This is a genomic window from Jidongwangia harbinensis, from assembly GCF_020216025.1.
GTDB lineage: Bacteria > Actinomycetota > Actinomycetes > Mycobacteriales > Micromonosporaceae > Actinoplanes > Actinoplanes harbinensis.
Genome location: NZ_JAIWNC010000019.1, coordinates 151,134 through 167,699 on the forward strand (window position 1 = coordinate 151,134; position 16,566 = coordinate 167,699).

The 16,566-nt window shown below is 74.0% G+C and carries 12 protein-coding genes; 8 read left to right on the forward strand and 4 right to left on the reverse strand.

Annotated elements, in window-relative coordinates; translation table 11 throughout:
- The first annotated feature begins 48 nt into the window (after positions 1-48).
- From LDL48_RS23655 to LDL48_RS23665, 3 genes are read left to right on the forward strand one after another with little or no spacing between them, the layout of a single operon-like run.
- Positions 49-843, forward strand: a complete 795-nt coding sequence (locus LDL48_RS23655; RefSeq protein ID WP_225257449.1) for an MBL fold metallo-hydrolase — start codon at positions 49-51, stop codon at positions 841-843.
- On the forward strand, positions 840-4,505 hold the full coding sequence (locus LDL48_RS23660; protein ID WP_225257393.1) for an adenylate/guanylate cyclase domain-containing protein: 3,666 nt from the start codon (positions 840-842) through the stop codon (positions 4,503-4,505). Before LDL48_RS23655 ends, LDL48_RS23660 begins: the two co-directional genes overlap by 4 nt.
- Positions 4,506-4,536: 31 nt before the next feature.
- Complete coding sequence (locus tag LDL48_RS23665; protein WP_225257394.1) at positions 4,537-5,892, forward strand: serine/threonine-protein kinase; 1,356 nt, start codon at positions 4,537-4,539, stop codon at positions 5,890-5,892.
- A gap of 4 nt (positions 5,893-5,896) precedes the next feature.
- Here LDL48_RS23665 and LDL48_RS23670 read toward each other — a convergent pair whose 3' ends face one another.
- From LDL48_RS23670 to LDL48_RS23680, 3 genes are all read right to left on the reverse strand, one after another.
- Positions 5,897-7,903, reverse strand: a complete 2,007-nt coding sequence (locus LDL48_RS23670) for an ATP-binding protein (RefSeq protein WP_225257395.1) — start codon at positions 7,901-7,903, stop codon at positions 5,897-5,899.
- 45 nt (positions 7,904-7,948) lie between these two features.
- On the reverse strand, positions 7,949-9,397 hold the full coding sequence (locus tag LDL48_RS23675; protein WP_225257396.1) for an acyl-CoA carboxylase subunit beta: 1,449 nt from the start codon (positions 9,395-9,397) through the stop codon (positions 7,949-7,951).
- Between the two features lie 219 nt (positions 9,398-9,616).
- Positions 9,617-10,294, reverse strand: coding sequence for a Crp/Fnr family transcriptional regulator (locus LDL48_RS23680; protein WP_014447921.1), 678 nt, complete (start codon positions 10,292-10,294; stop codon positions 9,617-9,619).
- 205 nt (positions 10,295-10,499) lie between these two features.
- Between LDL48_RS23680 and LDL48_RS23685 the strand changes: the two genes are divergently transcribed.
- The 5 genes from LDL48_RS23685 (at position 10,500) to LDL48_RS23705 (ending at position 15,086) form a co-directional block, all read left to right on the forward strand.
- Entirely contained in the window at positions 10,500-11,675 is a 1,176-nt protein-coding gene (locus LDL48_RS23685; RefSeq protein ID WP_225257397.1) for a CapA family protein, read from the forward strand.
- A gap of 67 nt (positions 11,676-11,742) precedes the next feature.
- Positions 11,743-12,540: an endonuclease III gene (gene nth / locus LDL48_RS23690; protein ID WP_308016486.1), complete on the forward strand. Its 798-nt coding sequence runs from the start codon at positions 11,743-11,745 to the stop codon at positions 12,538-12,540.
- An 86-nt stretch (positions 12,541-12,626) separates the two neighbouring features.
- Entirely contained in the window at positions 12,627-13,178 is a 552-nt protein-coding gene (locus tag LDL48_RS23695; protein ID WP_225257398.1) for a TlpA family protein disulfide reductase, read from the forward strand.
- Positions 13,175-13,873, forward strand: coding sequence for an NUDIX hydrolase (locus LDL48_RS23700; protein WP_225257399.1), 699 nt, complete (start codon positions 13,175-13,177; stop codon positions 13,871-13,873). Before LDL48_RS23695 ends, LDL48_RS23700 begins: the two co-directional genes overlap by 4 nt.
- 31 nt (positions 13,874-13,904) lie before the next feature.
- On the forward strand, positions 13,905-15,086 hold the full coding sequence (locus LDL48_RS23705; RefSeq protein WP_225257400.1) for a MarP family serine protease: 1,182 nt from the start codon (positions 13,905-13,907) through the stop codon (positions 15,084-15,086).
- Between the two features lie 161 nt (positions 15,087-15,247).
- On the opposite strand, the gene mycP is transcribed toward LDL48_RS23705, so the two are convergent.
- Positions 15,248-16,540: a type VII secretion-associated serine protease mycosin gene (gene mycP / locus LDL48_RS23710; protein WP_225257401.1), complete on the reverse strand. Its 1,293-nt coding sequence runs from the start codon at positions 16,538-16,540 to the stop codon at positions 15,248-15,250.
- Positions 16,541-16,566: the final 26 nt, after the last annotated feature.

Here is a 16,566-nt window from a genome sequence, read left to right on the forward strand (position 1 = left end):
ACCGCATCGGACATCCGGTCGCTGTCAGATGGCGGTCCGCGACGTACCATCCGGTACGTGGGGGGCGTCGGGGTCGAGCAACTTCCGGGTGGAGTGTCGCTGCTGCGTGCCCCGAACCCGGGTCCGATGACGCTGGACGGCACCAATACCTGGCTGCTGCGCGCCCCGGGGGCGGCGGAGACCGTGGTGATCGACCCGGGTCCCCGGCACGCCGGGCACCTGAGCGCGATCGCCGAGCACGCCCCGGTGACCGCCATTCTGGTCACGCACGGCCACCAGGATCACGTCGAGGGGGTCGCGGAGCTGTCCGACCGGCTCGGTGGCGTGCCCGTGCTGGCGGCCGCACCGGAGCACGCGCGCCACGCCGAGCCGCTGACCGCCGGCGTGCTCCGGCTCGGCGGATTCGAGATCGAGGTGCTGCCGACGCCGGGCCACACCGCCGACTCGGTGTGTTTCGTGACCGCGGGCGCGGTGTTCACCGGCGACACCGTGCTGGGCCGGGGCACCACCGTGGTGGCCTGGCCGGACGGCGACCTGGCGGACTACCTGGACAGCCTGGCGAAGCTCACCGCGTACCCCCGGATGTTGCTGCCCGGCCACGGCCCGGCGCTGGCCGACTGCGCCGCGGCGGCCCGGGCCTATCTGGCCCACCGCCAGGAGCGGCTCGAGCAGGTCCGGGCCGCGGTGGCGGCCGGGGCGGACACCCCCGAGGCGGTGGTCGATCGGGTCTATCCGGACATCGATCCGGGGGTACGGTTCGCGGCCGAGTGGTCGGCCCGCGCGCAACTCGCCTACCTGAGGCGGGAATCACAACCGGGCCCGGAACAGTTGGACCGGCTGTGACCTGTCCTGTGTGTGGAACTGTGGCCGTTCCCGGCGCCCGTTTCTGCCACAACTGCGGAGCCGCGCTGCCCGCCGCCGCCACCCTCCCGGCGGCCGAGCGCCGGATCGTGACCGTGCTGTTCGGCGACCTCTCCGACTTCACCTCCTGGTCGGAGGACCTGGACCCGGAACGGGTCGGCGCGGTCACCGACCGGGTGCTGGCCGCGCTGGCCGGCGCCGTGAAGACGTTCGGCGGGCACGTCGACAAGCTCACCGGCGACGGCATCATGGCGGTCTTCGGCGCCCCGGTGGCGCACGAGGACGACGCCGAACGGGCGGTCCGGGCCGCACTGAGCATGCAGCGCGCGGTCCGCCGGGTGCTCGACGACGAGCGGGGCGGCGGCGCGCCGCTCGGCCTGCGGGTCGGCCTGAACACCGGCGAGGTGGTGGCCGGCATCCAGGCGGCGCTGGAGTACACGGTCATCGGCGACACGGTGAACACCGCCGCCCGGCTGGCCGACGCGGCCGCGGTGGGCGCGGTCTATGCCGGCGCCCGGACCTCGGCCGGCACCCGGCACGTGGCGTCCTGGCGGCAGCTGCGGGCGCTGCGGCTGAAGGGCAAGCGGGAGCCGGTGCCGGCGTTCGAGCTGCTGGGCCTGCACGACGCTCCCGGCACCCGGTCCGGCCTGGGCGACGAGGCGCCGTTCGTGGGCCGCGAGGCGGAGCTGGGCCGGGTGGCCGGCCGGCTGGCCGAGGTGATCGACACCGGCACGCCCCGGGTGATGGTGATGACCGCCGAGGCCGGCATCGGCAAGACCCGGTTCGCCAACGAGGTGAAGCGGCTCGCCGCCGGGTACGACGTCGGGCCCTCTGTCAATCGGGGCACGGCCCGGTTCGGCGGGCACGTAGGTGCCCGGGTGCTGCGGGTGCGCTGCGTCGCGTTCGGCGAGCGCCGCCGGTTCGCGCCGCTGGCCGATCTGGTCCGGAAATCCGCCGGCCTGCCCAAGGACGTCACCGCGACGATCACCCGCCCGGTGGTCGAGGAGCGGCTGCGCCGGCTGGTCACCCGGCTGGGCCGGGACGCCGACGGCACGGACATCGACCTCGACCGGCTGCTCGCGCTGCTCGGCTACGGCGAGGTGCCGTCCGCGCCGGTGAGCCCGGCCGCCGGGGCGGACTGGTCCACGCCCAGCGCCAACCGGCTCGACGGCGAGGCCATCTCGGTGGCGGTCGCCGACCTGCTCAACGCGCTGGCCCGGGAGGCGCCGCTGGTGGTGGTCGTGGACGACCTGCACGACGCCACCGCGTCCACCATCGACGCCCTCGGCAGCACGCTGTCCCGGCTGGACGGCTCGGTGGTGGTGCTGCTGCTCGGCCGCCCGGAGCTGGTCCGTACCGCCGGGGCGCTGACCCGGCTGGCCGACGCCGAGGTGCACACGCTGCCGCCGCTGCGCGGCGCGGACGCCTCCCGGCTGCTCACGTCGTACCTGAACGGTGGGAAGCTGCCGCGCGCCGACGCGGACCGGCTGCTGGCCACCGCGCAGGGCAACCCGTTCTACCTGGCCGAGCTGGTCACGCTGCTGATGGAGCGGGGGGCGCTGACCCCGGCGGTGGGCGCCAACGCGGCCGGCCGCTGGGAACTCGCCGCCGGATCGCTGGGCAGCCAGTTGCTCTCCCGGGACCTGGCCGCCGTGCTGGCCGCCCGGATCGACGCGCTGCCGGCCGAGCCGCGGGCGGTGCTGCGGGACGCGGCGGTGGTCGGCGACACCGTGCCGGCCGGGGTCATCGAGGCGCTGCGGGACCGGCGTACCGCCACCGATGCCCTGCCCGGCGCGGTCGCCGCGGTGGAACTCGAACGTTCCGTCGACGAGCTGTTGCAGCGGCGCATGCTGCACCGGGTGCGCGGCGGGTTCGCGTTCAGCACCCCGCTGATGCGGGAGGCCGCGTACCGCGGCATCGGCAAGGCCGACCTGGCCGACAAACATGCCTATCTGGCGCGCTGGGCGGCCCCCGAGACGATCACCGAGCTGGGGTACGACGCGGCCGGCCGGTTGAGCCTGACCTCCAACGAGCGGGACGCGTTCGTGGTCACCCACGTCGAGTGCGCGGTCGCGCTGGCCGATGCGGTCCGGCTGCGCGCCGACGCGCCGGCCCGGGACGTCGCGCCGCTCGGGGTGGCCGCACTGGGCCGGCTGGCCCGGCGGGCACTGGCCAATGTCGAACCGGCCGCGTCGATCGAGTACGCCGAACGCGCCGCCGCGCTGAGTGAGGACGGCCTGCCGCTGCCGGACCAGCTGGTGCACGCCCGCGCGTTGCTGCGGCTGGGCCGTGCCGAGGAGGCGCTGGCGCACGGCGAGAAGATCGCCGAGGCGGCCGCCGACGAGCCGGTGTGCCGGGCCGAGGCGCTGCTGGTCACCGGCCGCGCGCACGAGGCGCTGGGCGACGGTGCCCAGGCGGTGGCGGCCTGGCAGGAGGCGCTGCAGGTGGCGACGGAGGCCGAACTGGCCCCGGAACGCGCCAACGCGATGCGCCGGCTGGGCATGGCCGACTTCCTGGCCGGCAAGCTCAGCCAGGCGAGCAGCCGGTTCGCCGCGGCGTACCAGGTGACGCTGGCGGCCGGCGACCGGCACGGCCAGGCTTGGGCGTTGCAGAACCTGGCCTGGGTGACCACCACGCGCGGTGACTTCTCCGGTACGGATGCGGTGCTGGGCCGCGCCGCCCGGCTCTTCGCCGAGCTGGGTGACCCGGTGGGCCGGTCCTGGCTGCGCGGCACCACCGCGTTCGCCCGGCTGCTGTCCGGCCGGTTGTCCGAGGCGCGGCGGCTGGCCCGGATCTTCCTGCCGTTCGGCGAGCGGGTCGGCGAGGGCTGGGCGGTGGGCACGCTGCGTGCGGTCGAGGCGTACGCGTCCTCGGAACTGGGCGACATGGCCGAGGCCGACCGGCAGGCCCGCCGGGCGTACCGGGAGTTCGCCGCGGTCTCCGACGACTGGGGCCGGGGTCTGGCGCTGGTGGTCCGCGGTGCGATCGCCCGCGGGCTGGGCGAGCTGGACCACGCCGGCGACCTGCTCACCGACGCCCTGGGGTATGCCGACAAGACCGGCCACCCGCTGCTGCTCGGGATGGCCGGCACGCTGCGCGGGTTCGTCGCGTTGCAGCGCGGCGACGTGGCCGCCGCCGAGGCCGACGCGCGGCGGGTGATGACGTCGGTGGAGCCGCACAACCCGCTGGCACCGGCGCAGGTCGGCCCGCGGGTGCTGCTCGCCGAGGCGCGGCTGCGGGCCGGTGACCCGGCGACCGCGGTCGGATTGCTCGCGCCGATCGCCAGCGACACCGGGGCGCCGTCGTTGCTGTTCTCCCGCCGGCACGCGCTGGCGTCGTACGCGTCCGCGCTGCTCGCCGACGGGCGGGTGGACGTGGCACTGAGTTGGATCCGCCGGGCCGACACGGTGCCGGCCGAGGACATCCGTAGCGGCGTGGTCACCGCCTGTGTACTGGCCCGGGTGCTCGCCGCGGCCGGCCGCACGGTGGAGGCGCGGCAGGCGGCGGAGGAGGCGGTGATGCTGGCGTACTCCACGGAACAGGCCGGAGACCGGGCCGCGGCGGAGGAACTGCGGGACGCATTGGCACTGCCCATCGTGGACCGGAACAAATCTGTCGCCTACGCGTCTGACGTGCCGGGATGATCTCGGTCCGGTCTGGCGTATTTTCATTACCGTGACGGACACTCCGCCTGGCGCCCTGCCCACGCCGTACGTGCCAGGCATGTCCGGTTTGTCGGTCATGGCCCGAGGTGGGTACGCCACCGTCTACCGCGCCACCCAGGACTCGGTCGGCCGCGAGGTCGCCATCAAGGTGGAGAACCGGACCCTGGACAACCCGCGGGACCAGGCCCGGTTCCTGCGCGAGGCGAAGGCCGCCGGGCGGATGTCGTCCCACCCGCACGTGGTCGACCTGTTCGACGTGGGCGTCACGGTCGACCAGCACCCGTACCTGATCATGGAGCTGTGCGACGGGTCGTACCTGGACCGGATGCGGGTCTCGCCGCTCGGCGCCGCGGAGGCCCGCGACCTCGGCGTGAAGATCGCCGACGCGCTGGTGCACTCGCACGCCAACGGTGTGCTGCACCGCGACGTGAAGCCGGCGAACATCCTGTACTCGCAGTTCAACCCCGCGGTGCTGGCCGACTTCGGGCTGGCCGTACTGGGCGAGATGCGCGACTCCTCGGTGACGCTCGAGGTGCTCACCCCGGCGTACGCGCCGCCCGAGATGTTCCGCCACGACAGTCCGTCCGGCGCGGTCGACATCTACGCCCTGTGCGCGACCCTGTACGCGGTGATGCGCGGGGCGCCGCCGCGCTGGGACACGAACCGCAGCCCCAGCCTGATCACCCTGATGGACCTGTTCGACCAGCCCATCCCGGACCTGCCGGGCGTGCCGCGGGCGCTGACCGACGTGCTCCGGCACGGCATGGCCAACGAACCGCGCGCCCGGCCCAGCGCGGAACAACTGCGTGACCTGCTGGCCGGGCTGCACCTCGGTCCGGACGCCGCGCCCGCACCGCACACGGTCTACCGGGCGTCCACCTACACCTCGCCGCCGCCGGCCTACCGGCAGCCGCGTCCGGTGCCGCCGGTCACGCCGACCCAGGGCGACGAGACGCCGACCGTGCACACCGGCGATCGCAAGCGCGGCAAGCGGAAGTGGCTGTTCGGCGGCTTCGGCATTCTGCTGCTGCTGATCGCCGGGCTCGGCGGGGCCTGGGTGGCCTCCGGCCAGCGCGGTGTGGTGCGGGCCGTCGCGAGCCGGCTGTCCATCGCGGACACCCAGGTGCCGGTGGCGTCGTCGGCGCCGATCGGCTGGTCGACGTTCGCCACCGGGACGTTACCGCCCGGGGTGGACCCGGCCGACCGCGAAGCCGTCACGTCCGACCCGACCGTGCGCCGGGTGTGCAGCGAGCCGGCGTTCCGGCGGGCCACCTCGGCGACCGGCACCGACGGCTGGTCGTTCTCGGTGCTGCCGCCGGCCGGCGACGACCGCACGTTCTACTGCCTCGCCGCCCGGGCCGGCTGACCGCTCACTCCGGGTCGAGCACGGCGAGCAGTTCGCCGGTGTCCACCTCGGCGCCCGGCTGCACCGGCAGCGACGCCACCACGCCGGCCGACGGCGCGTGCACCGGGTGCTCCAGCTTCATCGCCTCCAGCGTGAGCAGCAACTCGCCGGCCCGGACCCGCTGGCCCGGCACCACCAGGACGCGCCGGACCGCGCCCGGCAGCGGGGCGATCAGCGAGCCCTCGGCGGCCTCCGGCGCGGGCAGCGGGAACCGGGACAGCTCGCGCAACGTGACCGAGCCCTCCGGGCTGTCCACGTAGGAGACCTCGCCCACCCGGTGCACCTTGAACGTCAGCCGGATGCCGTTGATGTCCAGCACCACCCGGGTGCCGTCGGCGTGCACCACCACGGTCGGCGGGTGGTCGTCGATGGTAGGCGCCTGCCCGAGCCCGGCCAGGTCCAGCTCCTCCGGGTCCACCGCGCGGACCCACCAGCCGGCGAGTTCGCCGTGCCGGTTCATCCGGTAGCCGACCTCGACCGGGCCGGCCGGGCCGTCGTACACCGCGGTCTGCGAACCGGACGGGACGTTGCGCCACCCGGACGGCAGCGACGCCAGCACCGGTGCGGCGGCCCGGCGGGCGGCCGCACCGGCCAGCGCGGCGGCCAGGCAGGAGATGCGGACCGCGTCCACCGAGGACAGCAGCGGCGCGAAGACCTCCGGATGCCGGTCCAGGAAGCCGGTGTCCACCTCGCCGGCCCGGAACGACGGGTGCCGCAGCACCCGGACCAGCAGGTCGCGATTGGACACCACGCCGTGCAACTGGGTACGGGCCAGCGCCGACGCCAGCATCCGCGCGGCCTCCTGACGGGTCGGCGCCCAGGCCACCAGCTTGGCCAGCATCGGATCGTGGTGCTGGCCGACCACCGAGCCGTCGGCCACCCCGGCGTCCAGGCGCAGGCCCGGCTGGGACAGCGGACGGAACGAGCCGGCCACGTCCGGGACGGCGAAACGGTGCAGCGTGCCGGTGGCCGGCAGCCAGGCGTACGCCGGGTCCTCGGCGCACAACCGCACCTCGATGGCGTGCCCGCGGATCGGCGGCGGGCCGGGCATCGGCAGGCTCCCGCCCTCGGCCACCAGCAACTGCAGGCGGACCAGGTCGTAGCCGGAGACACACTCGGTGACCGCGTGCTCGACCTGCAGGGTGGGCGTCAGCTCCAGGAACCAGAACGAGCCGTCCTGGTCGAGCAGGAACTCCACCGCGCCGACGCCGACGTACCCGAGGGCCCGGACCGCCAGGATGGCCGCCCGGCACAGCTCCTCGCGCAGCGCCGGATCCACCGCCGGTGACGGGGTCTCCTCGACGATCGCCTGGTAGCGGCGCTGCACCGAGCACTCCCGCTCGCCGAACGGCACCACCGCGCCGTGCGCGTCGGCCAGGATCGGGATCTCGATGTGCCGCACGTTGCCGACGTACGGCTCGCAGTAGACGTCGCCGCCCACCTCCTGCCGGGTGGCCGCGACCGCCTCGGCCAGCGCCACCGCGTCCCGCACCACCCGCATGCCGGTGCCGCCGGTGCCGGACGACGGCTTGATCAGCACCGGGAACTCGGTCACCGCCGCCGGGTCGGTCCAGGTCGGCAGCACCGGCACGCCGGCCTCGGCGACCACCGTCTTCGTCTCGCACTTGCGGTGCAGCGTGCCGAGCGTCTTCGGCGGCGGGCCGACCCAGATCATCCCGGCGTCCGCGACCGCGGTCGCGAAGTCGGGGTCCTCGGCCAGCGGGCCGTTGCCCGGATGGACGGCGTTCGCGCCGGACCGCTGCGCCGCGGCGATCAGCAGGTCCCCGCGCAGGTAGGTGGCGGAGGGGGTGCCGCCGGACAGATGCACCGCGTAGTCGGCCTCGGTGACGTGCGGGGCGTCCGCGTCGCTATCGGCGTAGACGGCGACCGTCTCGATGCCGACCAGGCGGCAGGTCGCGAAGACCCGGCGGCCGATCTCACCGCGATCGGCCACCAGAAGACGTCGGATCACTGGTATACCTTTCCGGGCCACGAAACGTTCTCCGGGCGCGCTTTCTCAGGGGCGGAAGACACCGACGTGCTCGGCGCCCTCGACCGCGGCACTGTGCACCGCGGAGAGGCAGAGGCCGAGCACGGTACGGGTGTCACGGGGGTCGATCACGCCGTCGTCGGGAAGCTTGCGGCGGGCGGGGGAAGCGTCCGCCGGTCGTTCCACCGGCCAGCTGAACAGGAACCGCGGTTCGTACGCGCGGCCGTAGACGCCGCCCAGCTCCTCGGCCGGCGTGCCACCGATCATCAGCGTCAGGTGCGGCACGGTCGACTTGGCGACCGCGTGCACCAGCGGCGCGCCGTGCCGGACGTCCGCCGCCTCCCGGTCCTCGGTGTCGGACGCGTCGGTGTACTGGACGAACAGCAGCGTGGTGTCGGTCGCGTTGGCCAGCTGGATGAAGTGCACGGCCTTCTGCGTCTCGGCCGGGGTGAACGCGCCGCCCAGATTGGCGAGCACGCCGACCGGATAGCCGTGCAGTTCGCCCCAGCCGGTCACCAACGAGGTGCCGTGGGTCGGCTTGAACTCGTCGAAGTCGCTGTCGTCGAGGATCCGGGCCAGCACCTCGCGCGGGTCGAACGGCGCACCGGACCGGCCGCCGGCCACGGTGAGCAGGTCCTCGGCGGCGTACCGGGGCTCCGGGGGCGGGACCGTGCGCGGCCGGGGACCGCGCTTGCGCCAGTTGAAGCGGCGGACGCACTGGCGGGCCAGGCGCAGGCCGTCGCGTTCGTCCTCGGCGAGCTGGTCCGCCGGGCCGGTCACGCCCGCGGAGACGGTCGGCGCGCTGCGTACCTCCGGACCGGGCCGGCCGTTCGCGCCCGCCCGGACCGGCTGCGGGTGGATGGTGAGCACCTTCGCGTGGCCGCGCACCATGATCGTGTAGTCGGAGAGCGCCGGCAGGTACGCTGCGTCGCCGGTGGTCGCGCCGAACACCACGCAGACGGTCGGCACCCGTTCGGCGGTGAGCTGACTGAGGTCGCGGGCGATGGCCCCGCCGGGCGGCGGACCGGCCGGCGCCGCCGCGCCGGTCGACTCCACGAGATTCACCAGCGGCAGGCGGTTGACCGAGGCGATCCGGGCGGCCCGCCGGATCTTCTCCACGGTGTACGGGTTGACGGCGCCGCCGTCCACCGTCGGATCGTTCGCGATGATCATGCACTCGACGCCCTCGACCACGCCGATGCCGGTCACCACGCTGGCACCCACCGGGTACTCCGAGCCCCACGCCGCCACCGGCGACAACTCCAGGAACGGGCTGTCCTGGTCGAGGAGCATCTCCACCCGCTCGCGGGGCAGCAGTTTGCCGCGGGCGTGGTGCCGGGTCACCCACTTCTCACCGCCGCCGGCCCGCGCCGCGTCCAGCGCCGTCTCCAGGTCGGCCAGGCGCGCCAGCATCGCGCTACGGCTCTCCAGGTAGGCGGCGCTACGCGGGTCGATCGCGGTGTCGAGCACGGTCACGCTGTCGCCCCGGCCCCGCCGGCTCCCACCTTGCTCACGATCCCCGCCCCCTCGATGAAATGTCGTGCCTCTCGACCACCTCCGTAACGAGCGGCCGGGCGGGTGCGACACGGATCTTGATGAGGCGGCTTCGTCCCCTGATCAGGTGGCCGGGAGCGGGCCCCGAACATGCTTCGAGGGGCCGTCCAGGCGGACGGCCCCTCGGAACGTTCAGGCAGGTCAGACGCGAGCGCGGCGCGCCAGGCGCTCGGGATCCAGGATGATCACACTCTTGCCGTCCAACCGCAGCCAGGCACGGGACGCGAAGTCGGCGAGTGCCTTGTTGACGGTCTCCCGGGAGGCGCCGACGAGCTGGGCCAGCTCCTCCTGGGTCAGGTCGTGGGTGACCCGCAGGACGCCGCCGTCCCGGGTGCCGAACCGGCCGGCCATCTGCAGCAGGTTCTTCGCCACCCGGCCGGGCACGTCCGTGAAGATCAGGTCGGCCAGGGCGTCGTTCGTCCGGCGCAGCCTGCGGGCCAGCACCCGCAGCAACTGTTCGGCTATCTCCGGCCGGTTGTTCAGCCAGGGCCGCAGCGACGACTTCTTGAGGCGGGCCAGCCTGCTGTCGGTCACCGCGGTCGCCGTCGCGGTGCGCGGCCCCGGGTCGAACAGCGACAGTTCGCCGAGCATGTCGGACGGTCCCATGATGGAGACCAGGTTCTGCCGGCCGTCCGCCGCACGCCGCCCCAGCTTGATCTTGCCGGAGAGAACGATGTACAGGCTGTCGCCGGCCTCGCCCTCGTTGAAGACCACGTCGCCCTTGCGGACCTCGATCGTGTCCATCTCCTTGGCGAGCGCCTCCGCAGCCTCCGGGTCCACGCCCTGGAAGATCCCGCTGCGAGCCAGTACCTCATCCATCGCCGCACCTCCGAATGCGCGCAACGCCTGCGCTCGATCAGTCTAGGCGCACGCAGGCCGGAAACGGGCGGGCACCCCTTGATCCAGGTACCGCAGGGTAACCGATGCGGTTCCGACGGCCGGTGTTTTCCGCCGCTCCCGGTGAGCAATCGGTGCCCGAACGTCGGTCGTCCCGGCCGCCCCTCCGACGGTATCGTCACGGTCGATGGACGCCCAGCCCTCCCCACCGCGGCGCGGCCTCTTCGGCCGGCCGCTGCTCACCGTGACCATCGCCCTCGCCGCCCTGCTCGGCATGGGTCTGGGCGGTGTGGCCCTGGCCAACCTCGGGGACCCGGCACCGGCGCGCTGGGAGCCGGCACCGCCCGCCGCTCCGGCACCGTCCGCGCCGTCTGCGGACAAAACGGGCACTCCCGCCGCGATCACCCTGTCCGCCACCGGCGACATCATCATGGGCAGCGCCCCCGACCGGCTGCCCGCGGCCGGCGGCGACGGCTTCTTCGACTCGGTCCGCGAGGGCCTCAGGTCCGACCTGGTGATGGGCAACCTGGAACAGCCGCTCACCGGGGACACCGGCGCCTCCAAGTGCGGGTCGCCGCCGCGCCCCAACTGCTACGCGTTCCGCGCCCCGCCGGCGTACGCCGAGCACCTGTCGGACGCCGGCTTCCACCTGCTCAACACCGCGAACAACCACTCCAACGACTTCGGCGCGCGGGGCTACCGCAACACCGTGCGGGCACTGGAGGACGCCGGGCTCGAGCACACCGGCGCGCTGGACCAGATCACCGTCGTCGAGGTCAAGGGCGTGCGGGTCGCCGCGGTGGGCTTCTCCTCGTACGCCGGGGCGAACCGGCTCAACGACCTGGCCCAGGCGCGCGAGGTGGTACGCCGGGCGGCCGGGCAGGCCGACGTCGTGGTGGTGCAGGTGCACATGGGAGCCGAGGGCTCGGACCGTACCCGGGTCCGGCCCGGCACCGAGACGTTCTTCGGGGAGAACCGCGGCGACCCGATGGCGTTCAGCCGTGCCGTGATCGACGCCGGCGCCGACGTGGTGGTCGGGCACGGCCCGCACGTGCTGCGCGGGATGGAGTTCTACCGCGGCCGGCTGATCGCGTACAGCCTGGGCAACTTCGCCGGCGGCGGCCGGACGCTGTCCCGTGACGGCGTGCTCAAGTACAGCGGCATCCTGCACGTCTCGCTCACCCCGGACGGCGAGTGGGCCGGCGGGAAGTTCCTCTCCACCTACCTGGACTCGGCCGGGGTGCCGACCCGGGACCGGTCCGGGGAGCGCGGCCGGAAGCTGGTGGCCCAGTTGTCCGGGAGGGATTTCGGGGAGACCGCGGCAGAGATCGGTGCGGACGGATCGATCTCCCCTCCGGCGTGACATTGCTGTCGGGGGTTCGACGTACTCTTTATCGGTGACTCGTCCCGCTGCTGCGCCCGCGACGGCTGTGCTCACCCGATCGGCGAAGCGATTCGCGGCCGAGACCCCGGTCGGACGCAAGCGCCGGGCCCGCAAGATGGCCAGGGAACTGGCCGACACCCATCCCGACGCGCACTGCGAGCTCGACTTCACGTCGCCGCTGGAGTTGGCGGTCGCCACCGTGCTGTCCGCGCAGACCACCGACGTGCGGGTCAACGAGGTCACCCCGACCGTCTTCAAGCGCTACCGCACCGCCGCCGACTACGCCGCCGCCGACCGCGCCGAGCTGGAGGAGGTGCTGCGGCCCACCGGCTTCTTCCGGGCCAAGACCGACTCGCTGATCAAACTGGGCCAGGCACTGGTCGAGCGGTACGACGGCGAGGTCCCGGGCCGGCTGGACGACCTGGTGACGCTGCCCGGCATCGGGCGTAAGACGGCGAACGTGGTCCTCGGCAACGCGTTCGACGTCCCCGGTCTCACCGTCGACACCCACTTCCGGCGCCTGGTCAACCGCTTCGGCTGGGTCCGCGAGGAAGACCCCGTGAAGATCGAGTTCCAGGTGGCCGACCTGATCGAGAAGCGCGACTGGACCATGCTGTCGCACCGGGTGATCTTCCACGGCCGGCGGGTCTGCCACGCCCGCAAGCCGGCCTGCGGTGCGTGCACGCTGGCGCCGATGTGCCCCTCCTACGGCACCGGCCCGACCGAGGCCGCCCCCGCGGCGAAACTGCTCAAGGGGCCCCGGGCGCGTGAACTGGCCGCCCACGCGGGCGTCGACCCGGCCCTGGTGCCGGCGGCCGCGGTGCGCACACCGGAGGCTCCGTGAGCCGTCGTGGCCGCGGTGCCGCCGTCCCCGCCCTCGCCGGGCATCGGGCGGCGGTGCGCTTGGCGCAGTGGCTTACCGTGCCAGTGATGATGATGGTGGCGGCCGCCTGCAGCGCGGAGCCGGAGCCGGGATCGGTTACGGCCGCGCCGGAGTCGCCCTTCGCCGACTGCGCCGCCCTGGCCGCGCCCCCGTCGGCCGCGTCGTCCGGGCCGGTGGGCCCCGCCGACCTGCCCGACCTCGCCCTGCCGTGCTTCACCGGCGAGCAGCCGGTCAAGCTCGCCGCGCTGCGCGGGCCCGCCGTGATCAACTTCTGGGCGTCCTGGTGCGGGCCGTGCCGCGAGGAACTGCCGGCCATGCAGCGCCTCGCCGACGCGACGACCGGGCGGCTCACCGTGCTGAGCGTCAACACCGGCGACGCCCGCGACGCGGCCGCCTCGTTCGGCGCCGCCAAGAACGTCACGCTGCCGACGCTCTACGACCGGGAACGGAAACTGGCCGCCGCGCTCGGGCAGCCGCTGCTGCCGGTCACGGTCTTCCTGGACGCGGCCGGCCGGCGACACGTGGACCCGCTGCCGCTCGACGAGGCGCGCCTCGCCGCATCGGTGCGCACCCACGCCGGCGTGACGGTGACGCCGTGACACCGCCGCGCCCGGACGGCCTGCCGTCGTGGTTCGACCCGCTCCTCGGCCGGGTCGCGTCGGTACGCACCGAGGACTTCACGCCGCTGCGCCCGCCGGCCACCGGGGGACGGGCGAGCGCCGTGCTCGTGCTGCTCGGCGAGGACCGTCCCGGCGAGCCCGACCTGCTGGTGCTGCAGCGGGCCGCCACCATGCGCAACCACGCCGGCCAGCCCGCGTTCCCGGGCGGGGCGGCCGACCCGGGCGATCCCGACCCGGCCGCCACCGCGTTGCGCGAGGCCAGCGAGGAGGTCGGTCTCGAGAAGTCCAGCGCGACCGTCCTGACCCGGCTGCCGGAGCTGTGGATCCCGGTCAGCTCGTTCGTGGTGACGCCGGTGCTGGCCTGGTGGCACGCGCCGCATCCGGTACACCCGTGCCAGCCCGCCGAGGTGGCCCGGGTGGAACGGTTGCCGGTGGCCGAGCTGGTCGACCCGGACAACCGCCTGCGGGTACGCCACCCGAGCGGCTGGGTCGGCCCCGCGTTCCGGGTCCGGGACATGCTGGTCTGGGGCTTCACGGCCGGCGTGATCTCGGTGCTGCTGGACCTGGCGGGGTGGAGTCGGCCGTGGGCTCCGGGCCGGCTGGAGGAACTACCGGAGGCGGCGGCACCGGTGCCGGCCGCCCGCGGCGGTGGGCCGGACGAGGTGGTGCCGTGAACTGCTGGCCGGTCCCTTCTACGCTGAGTTGGTGCCCGTGGTCGATGGGATAATGATCCTGCTCATGCTGGTCTTCGCGATCAGCGGCTACCGGCAGGGTTTCGTCATCGGTGCGCTGTCCTTCGGCGGCTTCTTCAGCGGTGCGCTCATCGGCCTGCAGGTCGGCCCGCTGATCGCCAACCAGTTCGCGGACGGCGCGATCCGGGTGGTCGTCTCGCTGGTGTCGATCTTCGCGCTGGCGGTGCTCGGGCAGACGCTGGCCGGCTGGTTCGGCACCCGGCTGCGGCACGCCATCGTGAGCAAGCCGCTGCAGCGCCTCGACGACGCCGGTGGAGCCGTGGTGTCGCTGGTCGCGGTGCTGCTGGTGGCGTGGCTGGTGGCCGTACCGCTGGGGTCGTCCTCGATGCCCTGGCTCAACCGCGAGGTACGCAACAGCGCCCTGCTCGGCGGCATCAACCAGCTGATGCCGCAGCAGGCGCAGGCGCTCTCCGCGGCGCTGCGCACCACGCTCGACACCAACGGCTTCCCGGACGTGTTCGGCGGCCTGGCGCCCACCCGGGCCCGCGAGGTCGCGAAGCCCGACCCGAAGCTGGCGCGCTCGCCGGTGGTGCGCAACTCGAAACGTTCGGTGCTCAAGGTGCTCGGCACCGCGCCGAGCTGCTCGCGGCGCATCGAAGGCTCGGGCTTCGTGTACTCCGACGAGCGGGTGATGACCAACGCGCACGTGGTCGCGGGCACGCGGGACGTCCAGATCGAGACGGACGAGGGCCGCCTCGACGGCACCGTGGTCGTCTACGACCCGCGGCGGGATCTGGCGGTCATCTACGTGCCCGGGCTGCGGGCGCCGGTGATGCGGTTCGTGGAGAGGCCCGCGGCCAGCGGCGCGAACGCGGTGGTGCTGGGCTTCCCGCTGGACGGGCCGTACAACGCGCAGGAGGCCCGGGTGCGTGAGGTCAGCCGGATCAGCGGGCCGGACATCTACAACTCCGGCCAGGCGGTGAAGCGGGAGATTTACACGATCCGTGCGCTGGTGCGGAGCGGCAACTCGGGCGGGCCGCTGGTGGCGCCGAACGGGCGGGTGCTGGGGGTGATCTTCGCGGCCGCGGCGGACGATCGGAACGTCGGGTTCGCGGTGACCGCGAACGAGGCTTCCACGGCGGCGCAGCAGGGCATCCAGCGCACCCGGGGAGTGCGCACCGGCGACTGCGCCTGACGCCTGTCCACACCCAGGGCGAACACGCCCGCCGATGCGGTTTCGCTCCACTGGAGCGCTCCACTGGCACACCAGCGTCGTTATGCGCCCACCGTGGTGTGCCACCGAAGCGCGCGGATGCCCCCGGACGGCGGCTTTCGCGCGCTCCGATCCTGGCGGCGTCAGGTGATGTGCGCGAAGCGGCGCACCGTGATCAGCCCGACCAGCCCGGACACCAGCAACAGCCCGGCCGCCACCCACCACCGCCCGGACGTCGAGGACGACTCGTCCTGCCCGGCGCTGACCGCCCAGCCCGCATTCGCTCCCGGCACCTGGGCCCCGACCGTGCCGCCCTTGACATTGGCCGGCGCGCCCTGGGCCTCGCCGGACACCGGTGCGCTGCCGAACCGGGCGATGCCCGGCGGTGGCGCCGTGTCCAGCGGGTTCGTCACCACGCCCGGGACCTCGGCGTTCAGTGCGCCGGTGGGGTCGACCAGGCCGTAGCCGTACTGGGTGTCGCGGCCGTCCGGGCCGCGGTCCTTGGCGGTCTTGATGATGCGGTTGACCACCTCGCCCGCGGGCATGGTGGGCCAGCGCGCCCGGATCAGCGCGGCCACGCCGGAGACCATGGGTGCCGCGAAGCTGGTGCCCTGGACCCGCCAGTAGCCCGACGGCCGCGCACCGACCAGCTGGGTTGCCGGGGCGGTCACCACGGTCTCCTTGCCGGTGATCGAGCCGGACCAGAGCGCGTCGCCGGCGCGTTCCATGCCGGCCACGGCGATCACGCCCGGCTCGCGGGCCGGATACCAGACACCGCCGGAATTCGAGGCGTTGGCGTTGCCGGTGCAGGCGACCACGACGACGTCCTTGGCGAACGCGTAGTCCAGGGCCGCGGCCAGGGCCGGGCTGCTGCCGCTGCCGCCGAGGGACAGGTTGACCACGCGGGCGCCGTGGTCGACGGCCCAGCGCACACCCTTGGCGACGATCATCGCGTCGTCGTACCGGTTCTCCTGGTCCAGCACCCGTACCGGGAGGATCTTCGCCTTGGGGGCGATACCCACCACGCCGGATTCGTCGTCCTTGCCGGCGATCAGCGCGGCCACCGTGGTGCCGTGGCCGACGAGGTCGGTTTCCGCGTCGCCGCGTGCCTCCACCAGGTCGAGGCCGGGCAGCACCTGGCCCTGCAGATCGGCGTGCTTGGCGTCGACGCCGGAGTCGATCACCGCGACCGTGACGCCGGCGCCGGTGGTGTGGGTCCAGGCGCCGGCCACGTTCAGCGTCTTGAGGTGCCACTGCTCGGCGCGTACGACGTCGGCGGTCAGCGGGCGGGGTGCCGCGTAGGCGGGGGCGGCGCAGGTGCCGGCGGCGACGAGGCCGGCGAGTGCGACGGCGCAGAGCCGCAGGGTGAGCCGGGGGGCGTTCACCAAGGGGCACCGCCACGCGGGAGACCGCCGACGACGGGCCCGGGCGCGCATGCGCGCGGGCCGGTACGGGCCTCGGA

Coding starts and splice junctions, on each gene's coding strand:
- LDL48_RS23680 (WP_014447921.1), bottom strand. CDS start 10,294: ATGGATGAGGTACTGGCTCGCAGCGGGATCTTCCAGGGCGTGGACCCG.
- LDL48_RS23685 (WP_225257397.1), top strand. CDS start 10,500: ATGGACGCCCAGCCCTCCCCACCGCGGCGCGGCCTCTTCGGCCGGCCG.
- LDL48_RS23695 (WP_225257398.1), top strand. CDS start 12,627: ATGATGATGGTGGCGGCCGCCTGCAGCGCGGAGCCGGAGCCGGGATCG.
- mycP (WP_225257401.1), bottom strand. CDS start 16,540: ATGCGCGCCCGGGCCCGTCGTCGGCGGTCTCCCGCGTGGCGGTGCCCC.